Origin of the sequence: Sporosarcina siberiensis (assembly GCF_042681925.1) — a bacterium.
GTDB lineage: Bacteria > Bacillota > Bacilli > Bacillales_A > Planococcaceae > Sporosarcina > Sporosarcina siberiensis.
Genome location: NZ_JBHUGI010000001.1, coordinates 1 through 14,657 on the forward strand (window position 1 = coordinate 1; position 14,657 = coordinate 14,657).

At 33.0% G+C, this 14,657-nt stretch carries 11 protein-coding genes; 8 read left to right on the forward strand and 3 right to left on the reverse strand.

The window, feature by feature from the left end:
• Positions 1–32 precede the first annotated feature (32 nt).
• Positions 33–968, reverse strand: a complete 936-nt coding sequence (locus ACFSFY_RS00005) for a coiled-coil domain-containing protein (protein WP_381535025.1) — start codon at positions 966–968, stop codon at positions 33–35.
• A 361-nt stretch (positions 969–1,329) separates the two neighbouring features.
• On the opposite strand from ACFSFY_RS00005, the gene ACFSFY_RS00010 reads away from it, so the two are divergent.
• The 6 genes from ACFSFY_RS00010 to ACFSFY_RS00035 all read left to right on the forward strand — a co-directional run bounded on the left by ACFSFY_RS00010 (position 1,330) and on the right by ACFSFY_RS00035 (position 8,018).
• Positions 1,330–2,124: a ParA family protein gene (locus ACFSFY_RS00010; protein WP_381535027.1), complete on the forward strand. Its 795-nt coding sequence runs from the start codon at positions 1,330–1,332 to the stop codon at positions 2,122–2,124.
• A complete protein-coding gene (locus ACFSFY_RS00015; RefSeq protein WP_381535030.1) occupies positions 2,111–2,371 on the forward strand; it encodes a hypothetical protein in 261 nt (86 codons plus the stop codon). The genes ACFSFY_RS00010 and ACFSFY_RS00015 overlap by 14 nt, the downstream gene beginning before the upstream one ends.
• Before the next feature lie 39 nt (positions 2,372–2,410).
• Positions 2,411–4,306 carry a DNA methyltransferase gene (locus tag ACFSFY_RS00020; protein ID WP_381535033.1) on the forward strand — a complete coding sequence of 632 codons (1,896 nt, stop codon included), beginning with the start codon at positions 2,411–2,413 and terminating at the stop codon, positions 4,304–4,306.
• Positions 4,299–6,920 (forward strand): DEAD/DEAH box helicase family protein, encoded by a 2,622-nt coding sequence (locus tag ACFSFY_RS00025; protein WP_381535036.1) that lies wholly within the window; start codon positions 4,299–4,301, stop codon positions 6,918–6,920. The genes ACFSFY_RS00020 and ACFSFY_RS00025 overlap by 8 nt, the downstream gene beginning before the upstream one ends.
• Positions 6,921–7,023: 103 nt before the next feature.
• Entirely contained in the window at positions 7,024–7,272 is a 249-nt protein-coding gene (locus tag ACFSFY_RS00030; RefSeq protein WP_381535039.1) for a minor capsid protein, read from the forward strand.
• A gap of 197 nt (positions 7,273–7,469) precedes the next feature.
• Positions 7,470–8,018 (forward strand): type II toxin-antitoxin system PemK/MazF family toxin, encoded by a 549-nt coding sequence (locus ACFSFY_RS00035; protein ID WP_381535042.1) that lies wholly within the window; start codon positions 7,470–7,472, stop codon positions 8,016–8,018.
• 192 nt (positions 8,019–8,210) lie between these two features.
• Here the strand turns inward: ACFSFY_RS00035 and ACFSFY_RS00040 are convergent, their stop codons facing one another.
• Positions 8,211–8,813 carry a recombinase family protein gene (locus ACFSFY_RS00040; protein ID WP_381535045.1) on the reverse strand — a complete coding sequence of 201 codons (603 nt, stop codon included), beginning with the start codon at positions 8,811–8,813 and terminating at the stop codon, positions 8,211–8,213.
• Between the two features lie 366 nt (positions 8,814–9,179).
• Between ACFSFY_RS00040 and ACFSFY_RS00045 the strand changes: the two genes are divergently transcribed.
• Positions 9,180–11,429, forward strand: coding sequence for an ATP-dependent nuclease (locus tag ACFSFY_RS00045; RefSeq protein ID WP_381535048.1), 2,250 nt, complete (start codon positions 9,180–9,182; stop codon positions 11,427–11,429).
• On the forward strand, positions 11,411–13,339 hold the full coding sequence (locus ACFSFY_RS00050) for a UvrD-helicase domain-containing protein (protein ID WP_381535051.1): 1,929 nt from the start codon (positions 11,411–11,413) through the stop codon (positions 13,337–13,339). The genes ACFSFY_RS00045 and ACFSFY_RS00050 overlap by 19 nt, the downstream gene beginning before the upstream one ends.
• A gap of 289 nt (positions 13,340–13,628) precedes the next feature.
• On the opposite strand, the gene ACFSFY_RS00055 is transcribed toward ACFSFY_RS00050, so the two are convergent.
• Positions 13,629–14,597, reverse strand: a complete 969-nt coding sequence (locus ACFSFY_RS00055) for an arsenic resistance protein (protein WP_381535054.1) — start codon at positions 14,595–14,597, stop codon at positions 13,629–13,631.
• Between the last annotated feature and the right edge of the window lie 60 nt (positions 14,598–14,657).

Here is a 14,657-nt window from a genome sequence, read left to right on the forward strand (position 1 = left end):
TTTTTTTTTACGCAAAATAAAGTACAAGTAGTTTATTTTGCGTTATTTTTGTTTTCAATTTCTAGTTGTAGTTTTTCTATTTGAAGCTTATAGGATTTTTCTACTTCATATCTTTCCTTCTCTTTACGTTGTATTTCCTCCAAGTAAAATTCACGAATAGCAATTTCAGTCTCTTTTCGTGTTTCGCTTCGCACACTCTCTTTTTCTAGATTGAAACCTTCTAGTAGCTTTGTTTCTACTCTATGTTTTTCTTTCTCACATTCAAAAATTAACTGTTCTTCTTTCTTTTTGAGGGTTTCCCGATGAGCATTTTTCAAGTTCTCTATTTCGATATTAAGGCTGCTGTTCTTTACTTCCAGTTCTTTCTTCTGCTCAACGATTGGAGAAAATTCTTTCAACTGCTCATCTTTAGTTACAATGGTTTCATTTAACTTGTTAATTCTTGTTTCAAAGTCTTGGATGCGTTCAGTTCGGTCGGAAATCAACTGTTCTTGATCGCTGGTTCTTTTTATAAGAGTATCTCTTTCTTTTTGTAAGGAATCATTATCCTGTTCAAACTTAATGGCTTCTTGTTTCTTTGCCTCAAATTCCTCTTTCAAACCGATATATTTATTAAGTTGTTTCTCAAACGCTTCTTGTTTTTCCTCCAACTGTTTCGTTGTAGCTACGTGCCATTGATTCTTTTCTACAGAGATGTTTTCCATTTGAGAAACAAAAATAGAAAGAATCGAATTCGTGGCATTTTTTAATTTCTGCACATCACTTTCAAAGTGCTTGCGTAAATTCACTGAAATATTTTCATCATTTGTATCTGTTAGTCCCTTGATTAATAAATCGTTCACTAATTCCTCGAAAAACTCGGTGTCATTTTTCCCCGACTTCTTAATAATCTCATTGATTGCAGCAAGACTCTTTGGTGAAGCTTTAAATGCTTTCGTTTTGTCACGTTTTTCTTCAATATCACTCATAATGGCTTTCACTCCTTTAATCGTTTAGTAAACCCTAATATATAAAGTTTACCTCATAAATACACGGTTTACAACAGGTTAACTAAGTTACAATATGTTTTATAGTTTTTGTGCTTGATTTTAAGATCGGCCTGCTCAAATATGAAATAAGTCATCCTGTTCAACATTTTAATACGATTTGCCATTCAATACGACCGTCAAAGCCCTAAATTCAATATAAAGAGAAGTAAACCGTTTTATTACCGAAAGAACTTGACTAACCCCCTTGTTAGATATAGGTTTAGAGAGAGTCATAGAGAATAAACGTTTATTTCTTCGTTCTTTTATTCCAACATTTAAATCAAACTGTAGGGGTGATGAATTGGCGAAAACAATTACGATGGGTATCCAGAAAGGTGGATGTGGAAAATCCACGACAACAGGAATCTTAGCCCACTTAATGAAAGAGAATGACTATCGTGTTCTTGTAATAGATATGGATTCACAGGGTAATTTAACTGAACTTTTATCTGGAATGTCCTCGAATGAATTTATAGGGAAATCGGTTCTTGAAGCGATGCAGCAGAACAATGTGCATGATTATTTATATAAAGTCGAGGAAAATCTAGATTTGTTACCAGCTAACAATTTCTTGGCCACTTTCGCGAGATGGATGTACACCTCCAAAACCTACTCAGGCGATACAATTTCTTTTTCTGGAAGTCCAACGCTAATTTTGGACAACTTATTAGATCAAGTACGGGATGAATACGATTTTATTTTAATCGACACCCCCCCTTCTTTAAGCGAACAAACAACCAATGCATTGTGTGCAAGTGAGTTTGTTGTTGTGATGTATGAGTGTTCAAATTGGTGCTATTCTGCAATCCCTAACTTCATGGATTCAATTGAAAGCGCTTTTGAAATTGGAAAACGAAAGACAGAAGCGATTGGGATTTTACGAACGATGAATGATGTACGGAGAAGTGATTCAAAAGCTTTTAATGAAATAATTGCAGAAGACTTTCCGAATCTGGTATTTGAAACCGTAATCACAAGAAAAGCTCCTGTTGGACGATTATCGTTGTATGGGTTCAAAGAGAATAAAGAGCTTAAAAAAGCATTAGAGCAATATTTACATTTCTATGAGGAGCTGATGGAACGTGTCAAAGATTGAGGAAATTAAAAACTTGAAACGCCAACAAAATAGACTAACCCCTTCACAAGCTTTATCCGAAGAAGTAAAGGAAGAAACGTTTAATGAAAACAACGTTTCTTCCAAGGTTGAAAGGAAGAGGGTTTCATTTGACCTGCGGACGGATCTACACCAAGAGTTGAAGATGCAAGCGGTTATTCAAGACAAGAATATTTACGTAATGATTGAAGAGGCTTTGGTGGATTATTTTAAAGGGAAAGAAAGTTAAAACTATAATCAACAAGGAACTAGATAGGGGACTTTCCAAATGGAAACAAAACTAATATCAGAGATAAATGCTACATTGCTTGCATTCCCTGAATACTGGGAAAACAATACCTTAATAAAATCAAAAGTGATAGAGGATTTAAGAAGTTACCGTGTTGAATTATTAGAAGCGCTACTTTCAAATGAAAACGTTAAAGCTGCTTATTCATTAAAAGTAGAAAATGGATTCATCTTTAAGTCGGATGAATTTATTAGTATGCTGCGATTCAAAAATTATTGGGATAACAGTTATACAAAATTCAGCAATGAAATCGGTTTGACGAGCGATGGGAGATATTTAAAATACAATACCGATGTAGTAGTAGACTTCCCGCATAAAGACTGTGTGCTTGAAGGTGGCATGTCTACCGAGGATGTTGATAGGAATGAAATCTACTATCACAATGTTTTGGCAAAAGAAGAAATTGACATAATGCTCACGCCTAAAGTGTTATCAAATGTAAAAAAGTATAGTGAACATGGTGAACAAGAGATAAATGAAGTGAATGATAATGATAATTTAATCATTAAAGGCAATAACTTGATTGCACTGCATTCATTGAAAAGTCGTTATGCAGGAGAAATAAAGCAAATCTTTATTGATCCACCATATTATTTTATAGATAAAAAAAATGATGATACTTTTGGTTATAACTCAAACTTTAAATTATCCACGTGGCTTACTTTTATGAAAACCAGACTGGAAATCGCAAGGGAACTTCTAGCGGAAGATGGTTCATTATGGATTTCAATAGACGATGATGGGGCACATTATTTGAAAGTATTGTGTGATGGGGTCTTTGGATCAAATAATTTTATTAATAATGTTATTTGGGAAAAGAAGTTTTCACCACAAAATGATGCAACCTGGCTATCCGATAGCCATGACCATATCTTAGTATTTGCTAAAAACAAGAAAATATGGCGTCCCAATTTACTTCCAAGAAGCGAAGAAATGGATAGTAGATATAGTAATCCTGATAATGATTTAAGAGGAGTATGGACTTCTGGTGATTTGTCGGTAAAAAGTTATAATGCAAATACCGACTATACGATAACAACACCCTCAGGTAGAAAAGTTAATCCACCGAATACTTATTGTTGGAGGGTAACGAAAGACAAGCTAAATGAAATGATTAAAGATAATAGAATCTGGTTTGGTGTAGAAGGTAATAATGTACCACGTATTAAGCGCTTTTTAAGTGAAGTGAAAAATGGCGTTACCGCAACAACTGTTTGGAAGCATACAGAAGTAGGTCACAATCAAGATGCGAAAAAAGAAGTCAATACCCTTGAAGACGTTGATTCTTTTGCTACGCCAAAACCAGAACACTTACTACATCGAATACTTCATTTAGGTTCAAATGAAAGCGATATTGTATTGGATTTCTTCATGGGTTCAGGAACAACACAAGCTGTTGCTATGAAAATGAATCGTCAGTTTATTGGAATTGAACAGATGGATTATATTAATACTGTTTCTGTTCCACGCTTGCAAAAGGTAATCGAGGGGGAACAAGGTGGTATATCCAAAGATGTTGAATGGCAGGGTGGGGGTAGCTTTGTCTATGCAGAACTTCACGAATTAAATATGCACTTTGTCACTATGATTCAACAAGCAAAAAATGAAGGTGATTTAGGTGAAGCGATAGATGAATTAAATAAGTCGGCATTTTTGAACTTTAAAGTGGATATTGAAAAAGTTGCGATAGATAATAGTGATTTTTCAGGACTTTCATTAGAAGAAAAGAAACAGATATTAATTGAAACATTAGACATGAACCAACTCTATTTAAGCTATTCAGAAATGGATGATTCACAATTTGGTGTTCCAGAATCAGTTAAGAAATTTAACCATTCCTTCTATAAGAATGAGGGAGTGAGTGATAATGAGTAACGAAATATTACATGCTAGAATAGAAACACGTTTTAACGACATATTTGAGAAGCCACCAGAAGTACCACAATACATTTATGATAATTTAAGTCATGAAATGCGACCTTATCAAGAACAAGCACTTAGACAATTGATATACACCCAACAATCCGATGCTGCGGATATTTCTTTCAACCATTTATTGTTCCATATGGCAACTGGTTCGGGTAAAACGTTGGTGCTTGCGGGATCAATATTATATTTATTTAAAGAGAAGGGGCATCAAAACTTCATCTTCTTTGTTGATAGTGATGCCATCATTAGAAAAACGTATGAGAACTTAACGAATACGGCTTCATCCAAATATCTATTCAATCAAGAAGGTATTGTAGTCGATGGATTGCGAATACCTATTCAAGTTGTGGATGTCTTCCCAGCCAGTCCTGCGGATAATACTATTTATTTAAAACTTACAACAATCCATAAGCTACATGCGGATTTAAATAACCCGAAAGAAAATGGGTTGACGTATGATTCATTAGAGGATATGAAGCTTGTTCTATTAGCTGATGAAGCACATCATATTAACGCTTTGACCAAAAAAGATAAAAAAAAGTTGACGACAAAAGAAGCAGGAGAACGAACGTGGGAAAGTACAGTAAACCGTATACTTCGATTGAATCAAGCAAATAGACTGCTTGAATTTACAGCTACAATTGATTTAACAAATGATTCCTTGTTCGATAAGTACCAAGATAAAATCGTATATCAATATGATTTAAGAAGGTTTATGGAGGATCGTTATTCAAAGAACGTAGTACTCCTACAAACGAATGAAGAAGATGACCAAAAGATGTTACACGCAATGTTGTTAAGTCAGTATCGAAAATATATAGCAAAAGACAATGGGATTGATCTGAAACCAATCATTCTTTTCAAGTCGAACAAAATTGCTACATCACTTAATGCGAACAACAAATTTATTGCGATGGTTGAAAATTTATCAATTACACAACTAAAAAAATCAATAGAACATGGTCTTGCTGTATATCAAAACGCAGCAAGCATTTGGAGAAAGGTATTCCGTTATTATGAAGATAAGGATTTGATTCAGCTTGTACAGGACTTACAGTGGGATTTCACGAGTGAAACGACATTAAATGCGAACGATTCCTCTTTTATATCTGAAAGTAATGCCATTTTATTGAATAGCTTAGAGGAATCAGACAATCCGATTCGGACAATCTTTGCGGTCGCCAAATTGAATGAGGGATGGGATGTACTCAATCTGTTCGATATTGTACGGATAAGTGAAGGGGCTACACATACGAAGACGACGACGGATAGCGAAGCACAATTGATTGGTCGTGGTGCGAGGTATTACCCTTTTGTACAAGATAATCAAAACTCTTATCAAAGAAGATACGATCTAAGTGATAGTAAATTAAAAGTAATTGAAACACTTCATTATCACACCATAAACGAAAGTGCTTATATTAATAATTTAACAAAATCGCTCGAAGCAGCCAATATCCAGATAAAAGAAGATGGTGCGAGTCGATTAGAAGCAAAAATCAAATCCAAGTTTAAGAAGTCGGATTTGTTTAAGAACGGAAAGATATACATTAATAAAGTCATACCAACAACTTCTGCCGATTATCAATCGTTTAAGGATTACAATGTATCATCCTTTTTTGAAATGTCTTTTGAATCGTCAATTGAAAAGCAATTTGGCACAGATGCAGAAACTGAGTCTAGTACGCAAAGACGAGAAGAAAAACTTCATGTAACGAGGTCGTTATTGCAAAAAGCAATTCAACGAAACACGTTTTATAGATATAACAATTTGAAAGAATATATTCCTAGCATCACAAGTGTTAAAGAGTTCATCGAAAGTGATAAATTTTTAGGCAGCTTAGTCATTCAGGTATCAGTACCATCAGGTTTAACTGTTAATGAATTAGCCCCTGAACAAAAACTTTCTATTGTAGAGAAATTTTTATCGCAAGCTGAAAATAATATTAGGTTAAATTTTATGAAAGTAAGGGGTACACCTTATTTTGAAGGCGTTATGTTTACGGAACTAATAAAGGACTACTTTATTGAAATCAACCAAGTGCAAAGTCGTGTTAAAACCATGAATGAAGTCGTAAAAACACGGAATATGCGGGATCATGATTGGTATATATATGACCAAGCTATCGTCAATGGGCTAGAAAGTAATATGATTGACTTTATTAATGATTACATGGAACAGCTTCAACAAAAATACGAAGAGGTTTATTTGATTCGAAATGAACGAAAAGTAAAGATTGTTGAAATAGGTAGTACTAGGGGATTCATGCCTGACTTTTTATTGTATCTAAAAGATACTGAATGTACCTACCAAGTATTCTTAGAACCAAAAGGTGAACACTTACACACGCAAGATAAGTGGAAAGAAGATTTCTTGATGTCCTTATCTACTAATCCAGACATAGAGGTATTAAGCGAAAATGAAGAGATACGACTTCTTGGAATCAGATTTTATTCTGGTGATAAGGAATATAAACAAAAATTCAAAGAGGATTTCAGAGAAAAATTACTCGATGAAGAAGCGATTGTGTCGTCGAATTTATTTTCTATCAACGAATGATTCATTAAAGAATCCGTATGTTCCTAATACTTATTCGGATGAGCTAAATAAAGAGATTGGCTAATACTGTTTGTTAGAGAAAAAGAAAAGTGAGGTAAACATAATGGCATATGATAAACACCAAATGGCAAAGGAAAAACTTGATAAAGCATTAAAAGGAAATTCGGAAGGTCTTTTAATGTCTTATACTGTAAATACAATGGAAGATGAAAGGGTTCGTTCTAAATGTGCGAAGTTTGAAGGTCATACAGCGAATGTTTCAGAGGCATTAATAGGAAAGAATCATCCCCCTTTTCATGAAGATTGCCGTTGTTTTGCGACTTACCAAATTCAAAACATACGAAAGAAATAAAAAGCTGTAAATCATAACCCATACAAGATTTATTCAAAGAAATAAAGATAGAAACGTTGAATGGAAACAACGTTTCTTCTAAAGTTGAAAACAAGATCATGAGAATTGTCTATAACGAATATCATTTGGGCTGAAGATTGCTGATACAATAGAAGTAAAATGTGAGGGATCTTCACTCTAGAAAATGGGGAACAAATATGACTGATAAAAAACTATATGAAAATGAAGACTTAGCTATAAAATTAGCCCTTGAACTCGAAGACTTGAAAAAAACCATCGAACAAATGAATGAAAAAAGAGGTGGGATATTTTTAGATTGGATGAAAATCCAAAACAATTATCTACAATGGGAAGAAAGCTTTGATCCATCTTATTTGAGAGCCTACAAACGGGCAGAAATAGTCCTTGCTCATTTCGGTTTTAATGTAGGCGCTGAGTATGGAGGTATGCATTACGCGGTTGTAGTTAAAGACAGCTCGAAGAAGAATCCTAATTTAAATGTTGTTCCACTATCCTCTATGGATGATGATGAGGCTGTAGAAGACCTGCATAGAGATCGTGTTTTTCTTGATGTAATCAAAGCACTGAATGACAAAAGATCTGTTGCGATTCCTGATCAAATACGTCCTATAAGTAAACTAAGAATATATAAGCCGAGAAAGACAAAAGACGGTGTATTCAAGTTGAATGATATACAAATGGATTTAATTGATGATAAAATCAGACGCCTCTATACAAAAAAGTGAACTTTTCGCTTGATTTTTTGTGAAAAACGTTTAGTATAGAGAATGTAGAGAGTACATATACTAATATTGCCCTTGCAGATTTATCTGTAGTGCGGCCTAAAAGATATTACCTGATCGCATCGAGCGATCCAAAAAGGAAAAGCCATCTTCTTCGGAAGGTGGCTTTTTACGTTTCAAAAAATTAAAAATTAATTATAGACTTTTGTACGTCTTCACCATCTTATAAAACGACGTTTTCTTCATATCGGCTTCCTCCATCGCTTTAACTGCTGTAATTTCCCCAGACTGCCATTTATCATAAGCCTGAATGAATTCATCCGTTATTTCGATTGAAGGACGACCGAATTTTACGCCATTCACAAGAGCTGAATCAATACCTTCACGTTGACGGGTCCTAATTCTATCTCGTTCGTCTTCAGCAAGCCACGAAAGAACTTGGAGGATAAGATCCGAGATGAAATTACCAATACTGTCTTTATATTTTGTAGTATCTAACAAAGGCATATCAAGTACCACTATATCAGCCCCGATTTCCTTTGTAAGTTCTTGCCACTCGTTTAAAATATCATCTTTGCTACGTCCAAATCGATCCAAAGAATGAATATAAAGAATGTCCCCTTTTCTAATTATTCGTTTCATTAGTTGATATTGTTCGCGGTGAAAGTTCTTTCCTGATTGCTTATCGAGAAAAATATCACGGTTGCCAATTCCAATACTTTTCATTGCATCCATTTGACGACTCTCGTTTTGATCTTTTGAGCTTACCCGAACGTATCCAAATTTTCGATTCTCCAACTCGCACCTCCTAGAACGTTAGTTTCTATTATTATACCTTTATGTGTTCGTAAAAGTATACACAGAGAAAGGAACGTTCGCAAACTAATTTGTTAGTTTTACGGACATCCCTTTTTATGTTTTGCTATTCCTTTTAGTATGTTCGTAAAAGTGTACTTTTACGAACTAGTTTATCTTGATATTTCGGTTTAGATTTACGTAAATGGTAGAGGTGGATGACATTGGAACTTATAATTACGAATGCTATACTTACTGTACTACTTTCGCAAAATACAGTAGGTTCTGAGTTATAAAAAGAAATAAGACCTTTTGTAAAAATATATAGTTTTTAAAAAAGATAAATTATTGATGTGGAGTGTGAGAATTATGAGGATATCAAAAATAAAGATTGAAAATTTTCGTCTGCTCAAAAAAATCACAATAGAATTGCAAGATAATCTAAGCTTAATATTAGGAAAAAATAATTGTGGGAAAACCTCTTTATTACTTATATTAGATAAATTTTTAAATGGTAGCCCGTTTTCTTTTGATGATTTTAATAGTGATTTTAGAGATGAATTAAAATCACATTTGGAATCTGACTCTTATCCTAATGCAGCGGATGAACCTTTTCCTTTTTTAGGAATCTCTTTAAAATTATTTATTGAATATGAAGATAATGATGACTTGTCCAACATAGGGGATAAAATCATAATGGATTTAGACCCAGAAAACAAAGTAATTATACTCGGATTTGAATATAGACTTCTGGAAGGTGGATTTTCTGATTTTAAAAATGATTATACGGCTATGAATAGTCAAAGAAAATCGGAGTCTATTCAAAAGGTGGAGATTTTATCATTTCTCAAACAGAACTTCCAAAAATACTTTACAACATCAAAGAAAAGTATTCTTTATGATACTGAAACTGAGAATGGAAATGATAGTGTTTATACAGACTTATTAAAAGAAAAAATAAATATAGGAAATATAGTAAACTTCAAATGGATTAATGCCAGAAGAAATGTTTCAAATAAGGATAAGGAAAGAAGTCTTTCTACACAGTCAGCTAAAATCTATAAAAAGATGGAAGATGAAGATGTAAATAGGCCAGTAATTGATAAATTCAAGGATGCTTTAACTGAAACTGATAAGAAGCTTGAGGACATATATGGAGAGATGTTTAATGAAATCATTGAAGATGTAAGAAGATTCGGAGGGACAACACAGGATCAATCTTCAATTAGAATTACATCTACACTTCAACATCAAGAGTTGCTTCAGGATAATACTACAGTTGTTTATGGATCAGGCAATTCAGGTATTGAATTACCAGAAAGTTATAATGGGCTAGGTTATATGAATTTGATTAGTATGATTTTTGAAATAAAGATAATTCTTCATGAGTTTCAAAAGAGTAAAGATTCAAATCCCGCTGATATAAATCTTTTATTTATCGAGGAGCCAGAGGTTCACACCCATCCTCAGATGCAAAGGGTATTTATTAAAAACATAAAATCGTTATTAAGTGAGGGTATATCAGTTGGAAGTGGTAAAAAACCTCGGAAGCTTCAAACAATTATATCTACCCATTCTGCGCATATAGTTGCGGAGAGTGATTTTGAAGACATAAAGTATTTCAGGAAAAAAGGGAATGATGTTAAATCTAAAAGCCTAAAAGATTTAGAGGAAATTTACTGCGAAAAGAAAAACAACTATAAATTTTTAAAACAATATTTGACTTTACATAGATCGGATCTCTTTTTTGCTGACAAAGTCATTTTCATTGAAGGAGATACAGAAAGAATTATTCTTCCTGCTATGATGAAAAAAATCGATATTGAGGATGAACTAAATGAAATAGGAAATGATGGAACTACCTTACTACCTTTATTATCCCAAAATATTTCAATAATAGAAGTTGGAGCTTACTCACACGTATTCGAAGAATTCATCGATTTTGTAGGGATAAAATCTCTTATCATTACTGATATAGATTCTGTTAAAATCGATTTTGACATAGACGAAAAAGGGAATAGAAAATTAAATGCAGACGGAACAGAAAAAACAAAAGAAACGGCCTGTCGGGTTTCTGAGGGATGTGGTACTAGCAATTATTCTTTAAAATACTTCCTAGGAGACCATATAGAATTTGATTCCTTAACCAAATTATCACTTACTGAAAGAACATTGATTAAAAATAATGACGAAAACAATTGGGAAGTAAATAAAAAGGGACATGTTCTCTTTCAATATCAATCTGAAGAAAAAGATAAAGAAAATAAGCTTTACCATGCACGAAGTTTCGAGGACAGTTTTTTTCATATTAATAAAGAATTCATTAAGGATTACACGTTTAATGAAGAAGGAAAGTTTACAGGAAACATATATTTTCCAAATCTGACCCAAAAAATTATGAAAGAATTTGTGAAAGGTAAAATAGATTCTTATGACATGGCAAAAGGGGTTGATAAAAAACCTGCATTTGCAATGGAGATATTATTAAATAGTAAAACGAAAGAAATCGATATGTGTTGTATCAAAACCAGACAGGAAAGAACATTATACCAGGAGTATTCCAATTGGGAAATCCCTAATTATATTAAGGAGGGATTACAATGGTTGAAAGAAGAGTAGACTTGGAGAACGAAGTGCAACAAATATTTAAACATATAGACAGTGGATTTAATTTCCTGTTAAGTGGGGGCGCGGGCAGTGGTAAGACTTATTCGCTTGTTGGAGTAATAAATCAAGCCTTAATTGAAAACCCTACCGATAGGGTTGCTTGTATTACTTATACTAACGCAGCAGTTAATGAAATTGAAGGGCGTATTCAACATAAAAATTTAACGGTAGGGACTATTCATGAATTTTTATGGGATAATATAAAGTCATTTCAAATAGAATTAAAAAAAGTTTTGGCAGAATTAATTAATGAGCAGATACATAAAAGGCTTGTCCTTCCCGAGCGTATCGACTTTAATTATTTCAGTGAAGCGACTATTCAATATAAAGAATACCTGCTAATAAAGGAAGGAATAGTTTCACATGATGAAGTTTTGATTTTAGCCAACTTAATGTTTGAAAAATATCCAAAGCTTTGTAGGATAGTAAAAGATAAGTTTAAATTTATCTTTATTGACGAATATCAAGATAGCGATGAACTTGTAGTTGATATTTTTTTAAATCACCTTAAAAAAGGGAACGGAAAAAATATAGTTGGTTTCTTTGGTGATGCCATGCAATCTATCTACGATAGTGGTATTGGTGATCTTCAGAGTTATATCTCTGAAAATCAGATAAAAGAAGTTAAAAAGAAACAAAATAGAAGAAACCCTAAATTAGTTATTGATTTGGCAAATAAGTTAAGGACAGATGGGATAGTTCAAGAGCCATCAGACGATTCCGAAGCTCCCAATATGGAAGATGGAAAAATTAAAGAGGGAAAGATAAGCTTTTACTATACAACAAAAGAAGAAAAACTAAATCAATTGAAAAAAACTTTAGAATGGGATTTTGCTAATACAAATGAAACAAAAGAATTAAACTTGACGCACAATCTTATAGCGCCTCAAGCTGGATTTAAAGAATTAATGAAAATCTATGATGATGATAAGATTTTGGCTTATAAAGATAGAATTGTTAAATACATTAAGAATGAGGGCGATGTAACAATATTCAGTGGTTATTCATTTGGGGAAGTTATTGAGTCATTGTTGGAGGGGAAAACTGAAAGTGAAAAAAAATCTATTTTACCTACCCGAGGAATGCTTGAATTTATCAATGAAAATCTAGAACTATACGAGAGTGCTAAAAAAGTTTCATTTGATAGCTTTAGAAAAATATACTTGGATAAAGATATGTTGATAGACGATAAAAAGGATAACAGTGATGATCCTTCTAAACCAAGTTCCAAAAGGGATGAAATCATAAAACATCTATTTAAGATTCAAGATAACATTAATCTTTATGAACAAGAGGAGTATAATGAATTTTTAAGAAGAACGGAATTTAAAATAACATCTATAGCGGATAAGAAGGAAATAAAAAGGATTATCGAAAAAATGCAAGATATGTCAGATAGCAAAATTGAAGAAGTAATTGAATTTGCACACGAAAATAGAATATGCAGGAAGGATGACAATTTCAATTCTTTTAAAGAGAAAAAGAATTATGTATATAATCGAGTGAAGGAAGTTCGGTTTAAAGAGTTTCAAAATTTATATGCTTATCTTAATGGAAAAACCCCGTTTTCGACACAACATAAAATAAAAGGTGAAGAATATAATAATGTCTTAGTTTTATTAGATAACGGAAATTGGTCAAACTATAATTTTGAATATTTATTCGATGATAATATATTGAGTAGTTTAACTACCTCAAAAGGTCAGTCATACCCGAAAATTTTAAGACGTACGGAAAAGTTGTTTTATGTATGTTGCACAAGGGCGAAAGAGGATTTAGTGGTTTACTATCATAATCCAACACCACCAATAATAAACAAGGCTAAAAGTTGGTTTGGTCTTTCAAATGTACACCTAATATAATTAAGTTATATTAGGTGTATAAGCTTCATTTATGTTGAAAAAACAGAAGAAATACGTCCAATCACCGGTTTTCAAGGTATTTATTTCCTAAGAATAGAAAACATATAGGATTATAGAAAATATTTATCCTTGTAAATGTACAAATCCTGCCTGTACCCTATTGTTAAATTCCTTGGTAGCGTGCGGTAATTCTTACTGCAATTGAATATTGCGGACAGATCGGCTAATTCGTAATAAAGCCTTTATGCCGGAAACGGGCCAAGATTGCGGAAAATAAAGGTTATCCTGATTATACAGGATAACCTTTATTTTCACTCTTTTTTCTTGTGAATAGTAGTATTTGGGACACAATTGCAAGTATGGGTAATTCAATCAAAGGTCCAATAACTAAAGCTAAAGCAATGAGAGGTTGATCAGGAAATGCTGTCACAGCTATAGCTAAAGATACTGGGGAGTTCCTAGCAATAATCGTCATATTTAGGCTAACCGAATCTTCATAAGAAAACTTTAAAAACTTTCCAACGAAGCGTCCTACTACATAGTTAATAATAAAAAATAACAAAATGGGAATAATTAAAATATAAATAATCTCTATACTTTCGAGTAAATAGGAACCTTGGGAAGCAAACATTGCCATAATAGCCAATGATAAAACGAAAACCTGACCATTGGCGAAAAAAGGGATAACCTTATTATTTAAAACAGTCTTTTTCCCAAATAAGAATCGTGTGAGATGGGCAAGTGCAAATGGAATAACCAATACAATCACTATACTTTCTATAAGCGTTGATATGGGGATTGATTCAATAGTTCCAGCAAAAATCAGCAAATATACTGGCAAAAGTATGACTTGTAGAATTAAATTAATTGGTAAAACTGATGTTGAGAGAGATACGTTTCCTTTTGCTATGCTAGTGAACGCGAGATACCAATCTGTGCAAGGTGTCACCATAAGCATGATAAAACCAATCCATAAAGCTGGATAATCAGATAAGAAAATGGATCCTAAACCCCAAGCTAATACTGGTGTCCACAAGAAATTAATGATTGTGTTAGCTCCAAGGAATTTAATGTTTGAAAAAGCTTTTCTTAATTGTTTCAATGGAATTGTTAAAAACAACCCATATAGCATTAACAATAGAAACGGAGTAATTAGATTTACTGCATATTGTTCAATTATATTTACCTGTCCTAATAAAAGACCTAATCCAACAGCAAATAGCATGATAAAGGTTTGTAGTTTATCTAATGTTCCCAAAGATTAATTCCCCCATTAAAAAATTCACTATAAATTAGTATACAACATGCGGTAAATAAT